Raw genomic sequence first — 15,347 nt, 5'->3', positions numbered from 1 at the left:
GCCTGTGCCGAGGTTTCCGGCAATACTCAGCTATATAAACCAATTCGCGATATGGTTCCATATCTCCTTCTCTATCGCGTCTTCGGGTTGAGTGGCATCGACCACCCGCACACGGCGGCTGTCCGCGCCGGCGATGTCGAGCAGCGCTGCACGCACCCGCTCAAAGTACGCCTCATCCCGCTGCTCCATGCGGTCGCGCGGTTGCCCGGACGCCGCCAACCGCGCCCGCCCGACGGCAACCGGCAGGTCCAGCAGGAAAGTTACGTCGGGTAGCAAACCGCCGGTGGCCATCTCATTGACGGCGCGCACCGGCTCCACGCCGAGGCCAAGCCCAGCCCCCTGGTAGGCGAGGCTCGCGTCGACAAACCGGTCGCACAGGACGACGCGCCCCTCGGCCAGGGCCGGCCGAATCACCTGCTGTACCAGCTGGGCGCGGGAGGCCGCGTACAGAAGCACCTCGGTCGCCGCCGCCGGCGCCTCGTTCACGTCCAGCAGCAGGGCGCGAATCCGTTCCCCGAGCGGCGTCCCGCCCGGTTCTCGCACCCGCGTGAGCGGCTTCCCCAGCGATTGCAGCCTCGCCGCCAAACGGTCGCACTGGGTCGTCTTGCCCGCCCCGTCGATACCTTCAAAGCTGATGAACACCGGCGTCCACCTCCTCCATCGTCAACAGATGACCGCAATCTCCCCGTCATCCGTCACTCCCTGTACATCGTACCCGCTTCCCCAGACCGCCGCCAGCAGGTCGCGATGCTCGGGCCCAATCCGCTGGCCAGGCAGGATGAGCGGCACGCCGGGCGGGTATGGGGTGACCATGCGCTGGGCAAGACGACCGACCGCGGCGGCAATGGGAACCCACTCGCAGCCAGCCGAGTCCGCTTCCGCCGGCGCCACATCCAATACCGCATGCGCCCGGGCCAGAGCCTGCCACAGCCCGCTTTCGGACGCATCGGGCTGGGGCTGAAAATCCGTCCGCCAGCGCGCCACCGCCTCCTGGTAGCGGGCGAGCGTGCGTTCGCCCACCCCCAGCCCAAACACCGACAGCACCCCCTGGCCATCGGCATATTCAGGGAACAGGCCGCGCGCCGCCAGTTCCTGCACCAGGCGCCGGCTGGCTGCCCTATCGCCCGTTGGCAGCCATTGGCGCAGCGGATCGATCCGAAAGCCATCGCCCCCCTCTGCCGGCAACAGGTCAAAGGCGGCGAGCCGGGCCAGCGTCCGGCGCGCGCTGTCGGGCCCTTCCGCCTCCCGCCAGGCCTGCGCCGCGTCCAGGGAGGCCAGGAGCAGGTAGGAAGGGCTGGTGGAGTGCAGGAACAAGAGCGCCTCCCGCAGCCGTTCGCGGTCCACGCGCGGCCCTTGCACGTGCACCCAGGCAGTCTGCGTCAGCCCGGGCAGCGTCTTGTGCACACTGTGAATGACCACGTCCGCCCCCGCCGCCACGCTGTGCGGAGGAAACTCGGGAACCAAGCCGAAGTGGGCGCCGTGGGCTTCGTCGACAATCAGTGGCAGCCCGCGCGCGTGCACCACCCGGGCGATGGCCTGCACGTCGGCCGCCAGCCCCTGATAGATGGGCGAGGTCAGAAACACCGCCTGCACGGCGTCGCCGGCATCCAGCCAGGCGGCCACCTCGTCGGCGGTGGGCGGGAGCGTCAATTGGCGGTCGGAGGCAAAGCCGGTCCGCCCCAGACACGCCCGCGCGCCGGACCAGACGAGCCCGCGCCAGGCGCTTTGGTGAAACGGGCCGGCCAGGAGCACGGCGTCGCCGGGACAGGCCACCGCCTTGAGCGCCGCCATGACACAGGCGGTAGAACCGTTGACGCTGTACAGACACGCGTCGGATCCGTACGCCACAGCCGCCAATTGCTGCGAACGGGCGATGCACCCCTTGGCGTTGTGAAAGTCATCAAGCCCCGGCAGCTCGGTCAGGTCCAGCATGAGGCCGCGATCGAGAAAGGAGAGAAAAGCCTCCCAGCCCACACGACCCTGCTGGTGGCCAGGGATGTGCAGACTGGCGTACTCCAACTGAATGTGCTGAACCAACGCGTCCAAAATCGGCGTTTCTGCGATGCCAATCTACCCCCAATCCAACAAGCCGCGTATCCCAACCGCTGAAATCCGCACAATCAGACAATCCTCATCCACTGTTATGATACAATGATGACCACAACCTTCGAAAACGGGAAGCGAGGTATGGGCATGTCCATCCAGCAGAATGCGGGTTTGAGCCTCATCCTGCGGCTGAAGATCCACAGCAGTTCTGGCTTTAGCCAGGTCGCGGCGGCGATTGGCGAGGCCGGCGGCGACATCATCGCCGTGGACGTGATTCATGTTGGAAAAGAATACGTCATTCGTGACGTGACGGTCAACGTCCACAACGAGGCTCATCGGGAACGGGTCATTCGCGCGTTGTCGGCGCAGGACGGCATCTCTATCATCAACGTGTCCGACCGCACGTTCCTGTTGCACTTGGGCGGCAAGATTGAGGTGCACGCCAAAGTGCCGGTGAAAAACCGCGACGACCTCTCGCGTGTGTACACCCCGGATGTGGCCCGCGTCTGCACCGCCATCCATGAAGACCCGGCCAAAGCGTTTCAATTGACCATCAAGCGCAACACGGTGGCTGTCGTCAGCGACGGCACAGCCGTGCTGGGACTCGGCGACATCGGACCGGAGGCGGCGATGCCGGTGATGGAAGGCAAGGCTATGCTGTTCAAGCAGTTTGCCAACGTGGACGCCTTCCCGGTCTGCCTGAACACGAAAGACCCGGAGGAGATCATCCGCGTCGTGAAGGCGATTGCACCGAGTTTTGGGGGCATCAACCTGGAGGACATCTCCTCGCCGCGCTGCTTTGAAATCGAGTCACGGCTGCGCGAAGAACTGGACATTCCGGTGTTCCACGATGATCAGCACGGCACGGCGGTCGTGCTGTTGGCCGCGTTGCTCAACGCGGTCAAGCTGGTCGGCAAAAAGCTGGAGGACCTGCGGGTGGTGGTGGTCGGCATAGGGGCGGCCGGCATTGCCTGCACGAAGATGATGCAAGCAGCCGGCGTGAGCAACATCGTCGGCGTGGACAGGGCCGGAATCATTGAATACGGACGTCGTTACGACAACCCGATGTGGAACTGGTACGCCGAAAACACAAACCCAGAGCGGCGCACGGGAGACCTGGGCGATGCGATTGCGGGCGCGGATGTGTTCATCGGCGTCTCGGGCCCGGGCGTGCTCAAGGTGGAGCACCTCCAGCGCATGGCCAAGGACCCAATCGTGTTCGCCATGGCCAACCCGGTGCCGGAGATCGCCCCGGAGGAGGCGGAACCCTACGTGCGCATCCTGGCGACCGGACGCTCGGACTATCCCAACCAGATCAACAACGTCCTGTGCTTCCCCGGCATCTTCCGCGGGGCGCTGGACGCGCGCGCCAGCGACATCAACGAAGCGATGAAACTGGCGGCAGCCAAGGCGATTGCCAGCTGCGTGCGGGATGATCAGTTAAACGAGCAGTACATCATCCCCAGCGTCTTCAATCGCCACGTCGTCAAGGCGGTCAGCCGCGCCGTGGCCGAGGCGGCCTACAAGTCGGGCGTCGCCCGCCGGGAGTCGCCGCTGGCACTGCAGGGCGCCGAATAAGCCGTTCACAGGTAGGTGCGCTGCGCCTCGGAGAGCGAATCATCCGCGCTGCCTGGGCGCAGCCGCTTCAACCGTTGCACGTAGTATTGATAGCGCAGTTCAGAGGTGTCCGTGGAGACAATCTCCTGCTCGCATTCGGCACAGATAAACCGCCCCCACACCACAATCCCGATTTCACGCATCCGGTCACAGATGATGCAGCGCTGTCCCGGACTCTTTCGCTTTGCCACCGTCTCTCACCAACCTCGCACTGTGCCCTGAATGGCGGCGGGCGCCCGCTGCAGAAGCTGTGCAGTAGATGGACTCTCCCACTACTTCTCCTACCATTATGGGAAGCCGCGGTCCGCCCTATACCCTACCAAATCTGATGAATCCCGACCGCCAGCAACAGGATGCCGGCCAGATACGCCGCGTGGTTGCCCACGTAGGGGGCAGCAAAGCGGCGGCCCACCCAAGCGGAGACGGCCAAGAGGAGAAAACCGACGGCGGCGACGGCGACGGCGGTGGTGCATACACCGATATTCGAGATGCCTGCATCAAACCCGCCGGCAATTGCGTTGAGCCCCAGCGCGACGCCGAGAATCGCCGCCTCGCGCAGACTGATGGTCTGGGACCGGTCCAGGTCTGCCTTGACCGGATCGCGCAGAATCTGCGTGACCACCGTACGTCCGCCGCTGTCCACGCGGCTGCTGCGAATGGGCTCCAACAGCACCCACAGCCCGACCAAGATGATGATGCTGCCGCCGAGGGCTGCGGCGGCGCGCACCGGAAGGTAGCGACTGAACGCGTGCCCCAAGCTCCCGGCCGCCCACGTCATCACGCCGGACATCAGGGAGATGACCAGGTTCGCCAGCCATGAGATCCGAATCCCGCGCACGCCGTAGGCGATGCCGACCCCGGCGTTGTCGAGATTGGACGCCACGGCAATCATAGCCACGGTGACAAGATGCAAATCCAATCGGGCGACACCTCCGGTCTGTGATACACCTTATGACGCCCTGCTTGTCGCTGTTTCTGCCGAAGGGCCGTTTGCTCACCGGGCGATGCGTCCGGGGATGGCTGCACGAGGCGTGGCAGGGAGCGGCTTGTGCTATAATGCTGTTGCCTTGCGATTGGAGGTGTGTCCCCACGGCCACGTCGACCCTGGCAAGAGGCGCCGCCATCATGGTGGCGTGCGTTGCGCTCGCGAAGTTTCTGGGCCTTATCTACAACATCCCGCTCAACTATCTGATTGGCCCAGAGGGCCTGGGTATCTACTCCGTCGCCTATTCGCTCTACAACATCCTGCTTGTGGTCTCCACCTCCGGATTCCCAACCGCCCTTGGCCGCATGATCTCCGAACTGCGCGCGAAAAAGCGATACGCGGATGTGGAGCAGATGTTCTCCACCACACTCCTGGTGGTGAACACATTTGGCGTGTGCTGCTTTTTTTTCATGTGGTTTGGGGCGCCGCTCTACGCTCACCTGGTGGCGCTGAAGGCGGCCGACGTGGGGGTCGGGCAGGTGGTGTGGTCGGTGCGCGCGCTCGCGCCAAGTCTGTTGATTCTCCCTTCGCTCAGTACCCTGCGCGGCTATATGCAGGGATTTCAACAGATGGCGCCGTCCGCCTATTCCCAGGCGGTAGAGCAGCTGGTCCGCGTCCTGACCATCGTCGTCGGGGCTTGGTTGGTGGTCGACGTGTGGGATCCGGGCAACATCGCCGGCGGTGCGGCGGCGGCGACGTTCGGGGCGTTCACCGGCGCCCTGGCTGGACTGGTGCTATTGGCCGCGGCCGTCATCCCGCTGCGGCGCCGCCTTCGTCAAGAGCGGGGCGATTGGCGGGTCAGCGAGTCGCGTCGGCAGTCGCTGGCCGTTCTCTACCGCTATGCGCTGCCGGTCAGCCTGGGCGCCATGGTTGTGCCGATCTCCGGGCAGATTGACTCCCTGACAGTGCAGAACTTTCTCATGTGGGGCGGCGACACGTTTCACCAGGCGACCAGCCAGTTCGGCATCCTCACCCGGCAGGCATTGCCGCTCATCAACATCCCGCTGTCGTTTGCCTACGCCATCGGCGCGTCCGTCATGCCGGCGATTGCCCACGCCCGCGCGCTGGGCGACAGCCGGAAAGTCGAGCGCAACATCGCCGGCACGATCCGCTCGATGATGTTCATCACGTTTCCCACGGCCGCCGTGCTGTTGACCCTGGCCCGCCCCATCGACCTGGCGCTGTACGGCACGCACAGCGGCTGGGTGATCATCGCCAGCGTCTCGGTGATGAGCGTCCTTAGCGGCCTGGAGCTGATTTCGACCTATATGCTGCAAGGGCTGGGCGCGATGTATCGGCCGGTACGCAACATGTTTATCGGCGTCGCCATCAAGACGCTGTTCAACCTGGCGCTCATTCTTCCGCTGGGCGTCATTGGAGCGGCCGTGGCGTCCACCATCGGCTACCTGTGTTCCTCCTGCCTGAACGTGCTGGCGGTGAAAAAGTACGGTGACATCCGTTTCTCGCTGGTGCGCGAGATGGCGCCGGCGCTGGCGGCCTCCCTGGTCTGCTGCCTGGTCCTGCTTCCAGGCTCCTGGCTGGGGTACCTGCTGGGGGTGGCGCTGGCCGGTCGGCACACCGTGCTGGTGGCCTGGATAGAGCTCGTGGTGGCGCTGGGACTGGGCGCGGTGGCGTATCTCTTGGCCGGCATCCGGCTGCGGGCGGTGACGCCCGACGAGCTGGGCAGCCTGCCGCTAGTGGGCTCTCGCCTCACCCGTCTGGCCGCGCGGCTGCAGCCCGCGCGGGTCACGGCCGGATCGACGGTCGGATCGTCGTCCAGATCAACCCATCGACACAGATGAAAACAGCCCGCACCGGCCCCATTTTCTGGGCGGCGCGGGCAGACATCGGCGATGCGAGTGGTCGAAGGCCGCAGCTCAGTACAGGCACCCGGGCGGGCGTCACCCGGGCACCACCCACAGGTGCAGCACCACCAGCGCCAACACGCCCGGAATGCCAAGCAGCCCGGCCGTCAGCGCGGTGAACGGATTGAACGGCAGGTGAAACTGCACATAGTGGCCCAGCCAATTCACCACCAGCACAAACAGGCAGCCGGCGGCGGCGCTGCGGATAAGCTTGCCCAGCACCTGCCCCGGGTGACGGGCGGCCTGGGCCAGCACGATGACGGCAATCAGACCGAGGGCTGCCCACAGATACAACGATGTGTGCGACATGTGGATGCGCTCCTCCCCTCAGGGGCTGAGGCGGCATGGACAACCCTCACGGCCCGGGTGGGTCCGACTCGGCCCACAGCCAGTTCAGCCCGGTGACGCGGATATCCCGCTCCCTCGCCAAGTTGAGCAGGTATCGGAACTGCTGCTCCGCCGCCCCCATCCGAAACACCGTGTGGTCGACCAAACGCGGATCCACCACGTGGTCAAACTGGCTGCGCGCCATCTCCATCTCGCGTTTGGCGAGGACCAGCTCCTGGATGAGCAGGTCGGCATCGAGCTGTCCGTCCATACTCTGCAGCTGGCGGATGCGGTGCCCATGGACCTGTGGCTGATGGGCGTTCCCCTTCATGCCGCTCCCATCTCCCTTGTCGCTTGAATTAGTAGATCATAGGCAAGAGAGTGGGACAATATGACTCGCTCCTGAGCGGGGACGGATGCAAACATCCGCGCCGCTGCACACGCTGGCGGCCGGTCGGCCACGCCTTTACACCTGGCGGCGCCCCTCCAGCGCCTTCGCCAGGGTGACCTCGTCGGCGTACTCCAGGTCGCCGCCGACCGGCAGGCCGTGCGCGATGCGGGTGACGTTCAGCGAAAACGGCTTGAGCAGACGCGAGATGTACATGGCCGTGGCCTCGCCTTCGACGTTCGGATTAGTGGCGAGGATGACCTCCTGCACCTTGGAGTCGGCCAGGCGCTGCACCAATTCGCGAATCCGGATGTCGCCGGGGCCGATGCCGTCCATCGGGGAAATGGCGCCGTGCAGCACGTGGTAGCGGCCGTTGTACTCGTTGGTCCGTTCCATCGCCGCCACATCCCGCGCGTCCTGCACGACGCAGAGGACGGTTTCGTCGCGCGAAGGATCGGAACAAATGCGGCAGGGATTGACGTCGGTGATGTTGCAGCAGACGGAGCACTCGCTCAGGTTCAGCTTGACTTCGCGCAGCGCCGCCGCGAATTCCTCAACATCCGCCAGGTCCATGCTGAGAACGTGAAACGCCAAGCGGCTGGCCGTCTTCGGGCCAATGCCGGGCAGCTTCATGAACTGCTCAACCAGGTGTGTAATCGGCGCCGGGTAACTCTGCATCGCTTAGAACAACCCGGGCAGGTTGAGACCGCGCGTGTATTTCCCCAGCTCCGATTCCGCCAGCTCGTCGACCTGTTTGAGCGCGTCCTGCAAAGCGGCCAGCACCAAGTCCTGCAGCATTTCCACGTCATCCGGGTTGACCACGTCCTTGGCGATCTCTATCGCCAGCGGCTCCTTGTGGCCGTTCATGCGCACCTTGACCACGCCGCCGCCCGCGCTGCCCTCAATCTCCCGCTCGGCCAGCGCCGCCTGTGCCTTCATCATCTCGTCCTGCAGCTTTTTTGCCTGACGCATCAACTGATTCATGTTCTTCACGCGTATTCACTCTCCATCGATGATCTCCAACACATCTTGGCCGAACACTTCCACCGCCTTGGCCACCAAGCTCTGGCCGTCGTCCCCGGCCGCCTGGGCAAGGCCACGCTTCTGTTCGGCCGAAAACGCCTCCCAATCCGGCCGGTGCAGGGCGAGAAAGCGCAGCGGCGCGCCGCACCCCTCGGACAGCGCCTGTTCAATCAGCGTGCGGACATTGGGCTTCATTACCGCGTCGCGGTGGATGCGGCTGGCAAAGGCGATGACCACCGTGTCCTCGGTCGCCAGCACCGGTTCGCCGCCCATCAGCCAGGCGTGCGCCTGAATCTGCTGCCCGCGCACCCACTGAAGCACGTCCGGCCAGGCCGCCTGCACACGCGTCAGCACATCCGCGTTGGCCGCGGCCGCCAACTGCTTCAGCACCTGCATCTTGCGGCTTTGCCCGGCAGCCGAGCGCCTGGGGGCCGGCGCGCTGTCGGCGCCGCGGCCACCCGTGTCTCCCTCTGTGGATGCGTCCGCAGCAGGGGCGACCGGCGCGCGCCCGGCGGATTCGTCCCCAGCACGGGCGACCGGCGCGCGCCCGGCGGGAGCATCCCCCGCATCCACGGCGCTTGGGCCTGCTCCTCCCGGGCGCGGCATATCCGTCCTAGCCCGCGTCCCGTCGGCCCGCTCCGGCACCGTCTGTGGCGGTTGCTCAGTGGCCACCGTCAGCAACGCCGCCTCCAGCGCCAGCCGCGGCTGTTCAACATAGCGCATACTGGTGTACGTTTCCCCCAGCTTTTTCACCGCCGTCAACAGCCACGCCTGCGAACAACCGACCGCCGCCTGTTGATAGGCGCCCAACAGCGGTCCCATCTGCGCATCGCCGCCGGACAGCTTGACGACAAACACGTCGCGCAGGGTCTGCAGCAGGTCATGCACAATCCGTCCCGGGTCCTTCCCGGCCCGGTACCATCCCGCCAAGTCGGCCAAAACCTTCGCCACGTCGCCTTGCGCCAGCGCCGTGACCAGGCCCAGCAGCCCCTCCGTCTCCACACCGCCCATCACGTGCGCGGCGTCGGCGGCCCGGATGGCCCCGGCAGCAAACGCGGCCGTCTGCTCCAAGAGGCCAAGTGCGTCCCGCAGGCCTCCGTCCGCCGCGTGCGCAATCCGCCACAGGGCTTCCGGCTCCGCCTGCCAGCCTTCCTTCTCGCACACCTCGGATAACCGCTCGACAATCGCCTCTGGCTCGATGCGGCGAAAGTCAAACCGCTGACAGCGCGAGATGATGGTCGCCGGAATCTTATGCGGCTCGGTAGTGGCCAACACAAACAGCGTATGCGCGGGCGGCTCTTCCAGCGTCTTCAGCAGGGCGTTGAACGCCTCGGTCGTGAGCATGTGCACCTCGTCCACGATGTAGACCTTGCGCCGCAGACTGGCAGGGGCGTACTGCACCTTGTCGCGCAGTTGGCGAATCTCGTCCACACCGCGGTTGGAAGCCGCATCAATCTCCTCCACGTCGACGTTCGTCCCCTGATTGATACTCTCGCACGCCTCACAGCGATTGCAGGGATCCGCCCCCACCAGCGCCTCACAGTTGACCGCCTTGGCCAGCACTTTGGCGGCACTGGTCTTGCCCGTGCCGCGCGGCCCGCAGAATAGGTAGGCGTGGGCCACCTGGCCGCGCAGGATGGCGTTCGTCAGCGTTTGCCGCACGTGCGGTTGGCCAACCAGATCCGAAAACGTCTGCGGGCGCCACGCCCGGTATATGGCCTGGTACGACACCCCACCACCCCCTACTGCATAGGACACCGCTATCCCTATCGGCATCGGCCTTGAGAACTCCCTTAAAGGTAGCACAGGAAAAGGGGCCAGACAAACCCACAATGCGGCTCAGCTGGCGCTCGCAGAGCGCGCATCGGCCGATGCACAGGCTGACGGCGCCGAGGCGCTGCGCGCGTCGCTTTCCAGCGGCAAGAAGACGGAAAAGGTGGTGCCAAAGCCTTTGGAAAAGACGCGGATGCTCCCGCCGTGATCGGCGACAATCCGTTGGCAGATGGGCAGTCCGAGACCGGTGCCCTTGTCCTTGGTGGTAAAAAACTCCTCGAATATCTTGTCCGTCTGGTAAGGAGGAATGCCCGGCCCGGTGTCGGACACATCCAGGCGCAGCCATCCTCCCTCCACCGTCGCCCTGATGCCCAACCGGCCCCCGTTCTCCATGGCCTCCAGCGCGTTTTTCGCCAGATTCATGATGAGCTGCTTGAGCATCGCCACGTCCGCCCAGATCCAGGCCCGGCGGGCATCATCCTCCAAATGTTGCGTGAATTCTGCGCCGCGCAACAGCGCATCGGCGGCTATCACCGGCTGCAGGTCCGTCAACACCGCCGCAACCGTGCACCGCTCCTTCCGCATCCGCCGCGGTTTGGACAGCAGCAGCAACTCGGTGACCAGGTTATTAATGCGTTGAATCTCTTCCATAATGAGTTCGATGTATCCGATTTCCTCCTGCAGGCCACAAGCGCCCAGGCGCTCGCTGAGCATCTGCAGGAATCCCCGGACCGTCGTCAACGGGTTGCGGATCTCGTGCGCGACGCCAGCGGCGATTTTTCCTACCGTAGCCAGCTTTTCTGTTCGCTGCATGTTTTGCTCCATCGCCGTCAGGCTGCCGAGGTCCTTCGCCATCACCAGCATGCCACCCGGTCGATTGCCGGAACTCTGCAGAGGATAGCTGTCCACCAGTAGATGGCGCAGCTGCCCGTGCGACTCCCAGGCCACGAGGCGATCCCGCAACGGCTCCCGCGTCAGCACCGTATCCATCAGCAGACGATACGCGTCCCGGTCCGCCGGGAGGCAGTCCGACAAGCGGGCGGCCACGCCCACCTCCAGCCGGTCTCCCAGCAGTTCCCGGGCCACATCGTTCAGCACAAATACGTCCAAATCTTCATCCAGATAGAGCAGCCCCGCATTCATCGCGCGCGCCCACAGCGGCATGCTGTCAAGCAGCTTGGTCAGTTGATCCGGCCATTGTGCCCCAGGCTCAGTGTTGTCGTGCATCGCGGTTCCCTCCTGCTGGCTGTGCAGTTGTGTAGCTATTCCCCGCCAGCCGGAGATTTCCTGCACGCTCGACAAAACCTCTATGCACTCGACAGACCTCGACGATGCAGCCCATACGCAAAAGCGCGCCCTCTGACCAGGAACCAAACCAGGTGCGCCCACGTCGCCCGAAAGCACTTCCTTAGTGCTGCTTCCGCCAGGACCTGACACGGTTCGGAAGGTTTCGCCGCATGGGACCCAATTTGGTTCCTGACCACAAGGCGCGCCTGAATAGGCCTGGGTCCGGTTGTCATGGGAGAATTTCAGGAGGAAAGCGCAAATGGCAACGAGCCATTTGCGCCGAGTCCGAGCCTTACGGCTCCCGCGTTGCGCCAAACGCGGTGGTCACTTTGCCGCTTTCGCGGCTGGCGGAGAGAGTGGGATTCGAACCCACGAGCCCCTTGCAGGGCTACTCGCTTTCGAGGCGAGCTCCTTCAACCACTCGGACATCTCTCCATGCTCGACCTGTGTGCGCATCCTCATCCGCAGGACTCGTCCGCCACCGCGGCAGACCGATTGTTCCTGCGCAGGCCTTGGAAAAAGTCCTTGAGTATCATACCACATTCTTCTGCCAGGATGCCAGCGGAAATTTCCGGCTGGTGATTCCACAGCCCCGGCTGAAGCACAGACAGCTTCGACTGGACAGCCCCGCCCTTTGCATCGGCCGCCCCATAGATCAAGCGCCGCACCCGCGCCAGCATAACCGCCCCCGCGCACATGGGGCACGGCTCCAGGGTCACATACAGGTCACACTCCGCCAGCCGCCAGGTTCCGAGGCGCCGGCTCGCCGCGCGCAACGCCAGTAGCTCCGCGTGGGCGGTCGGATCGGCCCAGGTTTCGCGCAGGTTGTGGGCCGTGGCGACCACCTCGCCGCCTTGCACAATGACGGCGCCAATGGGCACCTCGCCGAGCGCGGCCGCCCTGCGTGCGGCCTCCACCGCCAACGACATGTAGTGTTCATCCCCACTCCGCTTCACGATCCGCCCGCCTCCCCCGTCCGGCACGCCTCCGGCAGCGCCTCTGTCCGTGTTTCCCGGGGGATTTCGTGGTGCGGGTTTGCCCCGACCGCGAGGGCGGCGATGGTCAGCTCGCGCAACAGGTCGAGCTGCATCTGCGAATCCAGGTATTGGGCCTTCACGTACGCCTGCCCGAGATCGCTGGTCACATACCGGGAAGGCAGGCGATTGAGCGCGTAGGCAAGGATGTCGTCCCGGCAGCGCGGACACTCGCAGGCCAACTTGCCGTGGCCCGCGAGCGCCTGGTCGAACACCATGCGGGCGAGCATTTCGGTCACATTGTACAAAGACACTGTACACCCCTCCCGCCCTGCAGCCGAATTGTGAGGGCGCGACTGTACTCCTAGTGTATACCTTTTTGCCGCATTCAGCTGCCCTGTTTTTCAGGGTTCGGCCGCACGAGCGGACAACATCCAGCCTCCGCGCGGGTGACGTTCTGGGCGTTTGCACCCCCTGGGCGTGTCGCGCATAGGTTACCCTGACTTGACAACACGAAGCGGGGAGGCCTGCCGATGTGTGGAATCGCTGGTTGGGTTGACTGGGAACGGGACCTCACCCGAGAGCTGGAGACCATCCGCGCGATGGGAGAGACGATGGCCTGCCGCGGCCCGGATGCTTCGGACGTGTGGCTGAGCCAGTCGGCCGCATTTGCCCACCGCCGCCTGATTGTGGTGGATCCGGAGGGCGGCAGGCAGCCCATGACGCGCCGCTTTGGAGAACGCTCCTATACCATCACCTACAACGGGGAGCTGTACAACACCGACGAGGTGCGCCAGGAGCTGACGGCCCGCGGATACCGGTTTCAATCGTACTCCGACACCGAGGTAGTGCTCCTCTCCTACGTGGAGTGGGGGCCCGCCGCGCTGGAAAAGCTCAATGGCATCTTCGCCTACGCGATTTGGGATGAAGCCGCGCGCACCCTGTTCATGGCCCGTGACAGGCTGGGCGTCAAACCGCTTTTCTACGCGCAGCGGGGGCGCGGGCTGTTGTTTGCCTCCGAACTGAAGGGACTGCTCGCCAACCCATTGGTCGATCCGGTCGTGGACGCGGAAGGGCTGGCGGAGGTGTTTTTGATCGGACCGGGCCGCACGCCCGGACACGGCGTATTCCACGGTGTCAAGGAGCTGCGGGCCGGACACTACCTTTTGGCCAACGAGGGCTATGCGCGCGAGCATCCCTACTGGCAACTGACCGCAGAGCCCCACACCGACGACGCCGAGACGACTGTCGCCAAGGTGCGGGAGCTGTTGGTGGACACCGTCAACCGGCAGCTGGTCTCCGATGTCCCGGTGTGCACGTTCCTGTCGGGAGGGGTCGACTCCAGCGCGGTGTCAGCCATCGCCGCCGAAGCCTATCGCCGGCGCGGGTTGCCGCCGTTGGACACCTATTCCATCGACTTCGTCGATATGGCGGAAAACTTCGAGGCCAATAGCTTTCAAACCGGTATCGACGCCCCGTGGGCGCGCCGCGTCAGCGAGTTCATCGGCAGCCGGCACCACCCCGTCGTGTTCGGCATGGAGGAACAGCTGCAGCACCTGTTCACGCCCATCGCCGCCCGCGACCTGCCGGGGATGTACGACATTGACACGTCGCTGTACCTGTTCTGCAAGGCCATCAAGCAAGACGCCACCGTCGCGCTGTCGGGGGAAGCGGCCGACGAAGTGTTTGGCGGATATCCGTGGTTTCACCGGGAAGAGGCCTTGACAGCCCACACCTTCCCCTGGTCGCTGCAGTTGGACGAACGCGTCCGCGTGATGTCGCCGGAGCTGCAAACGACCATCCGCCCGGTCGCATACGTGGCCGACAGGTACCGGGACGCGCTCACCGAGGTGCCGAAGCTGCCCGGAGAAAACACCCGCGAAGCGCGCGTGCGGGAAATTGGCTACCTGAGCATCACCCGGTTTTTGGCCACGTTGCTGGATAGGAAGGACAGAATGAGCATGGCGACCGGCCTTGAGGTGCGCGTTCCCTTCTGCGACCACCGGCTGGTGCAATACGTGTTCAACATCCCATGGCACCTGAAAACCATCGGCGGTCAGGTGAAAGGGGTGCTGCGCGCGGCGATGCGCGGCTACCTGCCGGACGACGTGCTCTCCCGCAAAAAGAGTCCCTACCCGTCCGATCCGAACCCGCGCTACCTGGAGACGACCCGCTCCCTGGCCCTGGCCATGCTGGAGGACGCAAACGCTCCGATTCGCCCGCTGATTGACACCGACGCCATCCGTCAGCTGGCCGCGTCCAGCTATAAGAAGGGCGAGCACCATCCCTGGTACGGCCAAATCGCGGGGACCGCCCAGATGTTCCACTACTTGGTGCAGATAGACCGCTGGCTGCGCGACTACAAGGTGCGCATTGTGTAGGGGATCACGTGTGGCCGCGAGGCTCGGCGGGCCCTGTTTCGCGAGCCAGCGGCGGCGAATCCTAAGGATTCGAGGCCGATAACATACATCGCGGCCCCATCCCGCTGGTCGAGATGGGGCTGCACCAAGCCAATTCGACCGACGGAGCAAGACCCGAGACAACAGGGCAGACACGGCGCCGTGTCGACAAGACTGGGCACTAGCCCTGCTGCGCCAGGCGCATCTCCTCCTCCAAGGTTGCCAAGCGGCAATTGTGGTCATTCAGGCGCTTTTCATGGCGCAGCACATTCCCTTCGGTGCTGTCGCGAAAGGATGAGTATTGGCTCCAAAGTCGCGAGTTTTCCTTCCGCAGGTCTTCAATTTGCCGTGAGATGCCCTCCGCGAAGTCGACCAACATCTGCTTGAATTCCGCAAACCTGGCGTCCATCATGCGCTCAATGCGCGGCAGCCACACCTTCTCAAACTTCTCTTCCAGAGCGGCATCCAGCCGACGGTCCAACGCGGCCTCAATCTTCCCGGGCAGCTGCTCATCCAACGCCGCCGCAATCTTTCCAGGCAGTTGCCTGTCCAAGGCCTCTTCAATCTTCGCGGGCAGCTGCCTATCCAAGGCCTCCTCTATCTTCCCGGGCAGTTGCTTGTCCAACGCCGCCGCAATCTTTCCAGGCAGTTGCCTGTCCAAAG

At 64.6% G+C, this 15,347-nt stretch carries 15 protein-coding genes, 1 tRNA gene, 1 other RNA gene and 1 pseudogene; 3 read left to right on the top strand and 15 right to left on the bottom strand.

The genetic code is table 11. The features are described from left to right. Positions 1–30: 30 nt before the first annotated feature. Positions 31–642 (bottom strand): dTMP kinase, encoded by a 612-nt coding sequence (gene tmk / locus ASH01S_RS08205; RefSeq protein ID WP_067926322.1) that lies wholly within the window; start codon positions 640–642, stop codon positions 31–33. 21 nt (positions 643–663) lie between these two features. Next, the gene (locus ASH01S_RS08200; RefSeq protein ID WP_067926319.1) at positions 664–2,046 is read right to left on the bottom strand and encodes an aminotransferase class I/II-fold pyridoxal phosphate-dependent enzyme; all 1,383 of its coding nucleotides are present in this window, start codon (positions 2,044–2,046) and stop codon (positions 664–666) included. A gap of 147 nt (positions 2,047–2,193) precedes the next feature. Between ASH01S_RS08200 and ASH01S_RS08195 the strand changes: the two genes are divergently transcribed. Next, entirely contained in the window at positions 2,194–3,624 is a 1,431-nt protein-coding gene (locus tag ASH01S_RS08195; protein ID WP_067926472.1) for an NAD-dependent malic enzyme, read from the top strand. Positions 3,625–3,629: 5 nt separating this feature from the next. Here ASH01S_RS08195 and ASH01S_RS08190 read toward each other — a convergent pair whose 3' ends face one another. Further along, on the bottom strand, positions 3,630–3,854 hold the full coding sequence (locus ASH01S_RS08190; RefSeq protein ID WP_067926316.1) for a sigma factor G inhibitor Gin: 225 nt from the start codon (positions 3,852–3,854) through the stop codon (positions 3,630–3,632). 125 nt (positions 3,855–3,979) lie between these two features. Continuing rightward, positions 3,980–4,582 (bottom strand): manganese efflux pump, encoded by a 603-nt coding sequence (locus ASH01S_RS08185; protein WP_245628988.1) that lies wholly within the window; start codon positions 4,580–4,582, stop codon positions 3,980–3,982. 32 nt (positions 4,583–4,614) lie between these two features. Here ASH01S_RS08185 and ASH01S_RS08180 point away from each other — a divergent pair. Then, positions 4,615–6,114: pseudogene (locus ASH01S_RS08180) on the top strand (putative polysaccharide biosynthesis protein); the annotation flags it as partial. A 435-nt stretch (positions 6,115–6,549) separates the two neighbouring features. Here ASH01S_RS08180 and ASH01S_RS08175 read toward each other — a convergent pair. From ASH01S_RS08175 to ASH01S_RS08130, 10 genes are all read right to left on the bottom strand, one after another. Further along, positions 6,550–6,822, bottom strand: coding sequence for a pro-sigmaK processing inhibitor BofA family protein (locus tag ASH01S_RS08175; RefSeq protein ID WP_067926314.1), 273 nt, complete (start codon positions 6,820–6,822; stop codon positions 6,550–6,552). Positions 6,823–6,868: 46 nt separating this feature from the next. Then, on the bottom strand, positions 6,869–7,171 hold the full coding sequence (locus ASH01S_RS08170) for a YaaL family protein (RefSeq protein ID WP_067926311.1): 303 nt from the start codon (positions 7,169–7,171) through the stop codon (positions 6,869–6,871). Between the two features lie 135 nt (positions 7,172–7,306). Beyond that, a complete protein-coding gene (recR, locus tag ASH01S_RS08165) occupies positions 7,307–7,906 on the bottom strand; it encodes a recombination mediator RecR (RefSeq protein WP_067926308.1) in 600 nt (199 codons plus the stop codon). Positions 7,907–7,909: 3 nt separating this feature from the next. Continuing rightward, a complete protein-coding gene (locus ASH01S_RS08160) occupies positions 7,910–8,221 on the bottom strand; it encodes a YbaB/EbfC family nucleoid-associated protein (RefSeq protein ID WP_067926305.1) in 312 nt (103 codons plus the stop codon). 6 nt (positions 8,222–8,227) lie between these two features. After that, on the bottom strand, positions 8,228–9,982 hold the full coding sequence (gene dnaX / locus ASH01S_RS08155) for a DNA polymerase III subunit gamma/tau (protein WP_067926302.1): 1,755 nt from the start codon (positions 9,980–9,982) through the stop codon (positions 8,228–8,230). Positions 9,983–10,090: 108 nt separating this feature from the next. Beyond that, complete coding sequence (locus ASH01S_RS08150) at positions 10,091–11,251, bottom strand: two-component system sensor histidine kinase NtrB (RefSeq protein WP_067926299.1); 1,161 nt, start codon at positions 11,249–11,251, stop codon at positions 10,091–10,093. Positions 11,252–11,394: 143 nt separating this feature from the next. Next, positions 11,395–11,494: signal recognition particle sRNA small type (gene ffs, locus ASH01S_RS19850), an RNA gene on the bottom strand. A gap of 162 nt (positions 11,495–11,656) precedes the next feature. Beyond that, positions 11,657–11,746: transfer RNA gene (locus tag ASH01S_RS08140), tRNA-Ser, on the bottom strand. Between the two features lie 23 nt (positions 11,747–11,769). Beyond that, a complete protein-coding gene (gene tadA / locus ASH01S_RS08135; RefSeq protein WP_174520724.1) occupies positions 11,770–12,270 on the bottom strand; it encodes a tRNA adenosine(34) deaminase TadA in 501 nt (166 codons plus the stop codon). After that, entirely contained in the window at positions 12,264–12,599 is a 336-nt protein-coding gene (locus tag ASH01S_RS08130; protein ID WP_083516944.1) for a late competence development ComFB family protein, read from the bottom strand. The genes tadA and ASH01S_RS08130 overlap by 7 nt, the downstream gene beginning before the upstream one ends. A gap of 219 nt (positions 12,600–12,818) precedes the next feature. Here ASH01S_RS08130 and asnB point away from each other — a divergent pair, with 219 nt between their 5' ends. Next, positions 12,819–14,666: an asparagine synthase (glutamine-hydrolyzing) gene (gene asnB, locus ASH01S_RS08125; RefSeq protein WP_067926297.1), complete on the top strand. Its 1,848-nt coding sequence runs from the start codon at positions 12,819–12,821 to the stop codon at positions 14,664–14,666. 199 nt (positions 14,667–14,865) lie between these two features. On the opposite strand, the gene ASH01S_RS18850 is transcribed toward asnB, so the two are convergent. Next, positions 14,866–15,347: hypothetical protein (locus ASH01S_RS18850; RefSeq protein WP_217996307.1), on the bottom strand; the 482-nt coding region annotated here is incomplete at its 5' end.

The sequence above is a fragment of the Alicyclobacillus shizuokensis NBRC 103103 genome (genome assembly GCF_001552255.1).
GTDB lineage: Bacteria > Bacillota > Bacilli > Alicyclobacillales > Alicyclobacillaceae > Alicyclobacillus_G > Alicyclobacillus_G shizuokensis.
This window is presented reverse-complemented; position numbering and strand designations above follow the sequence as displayed.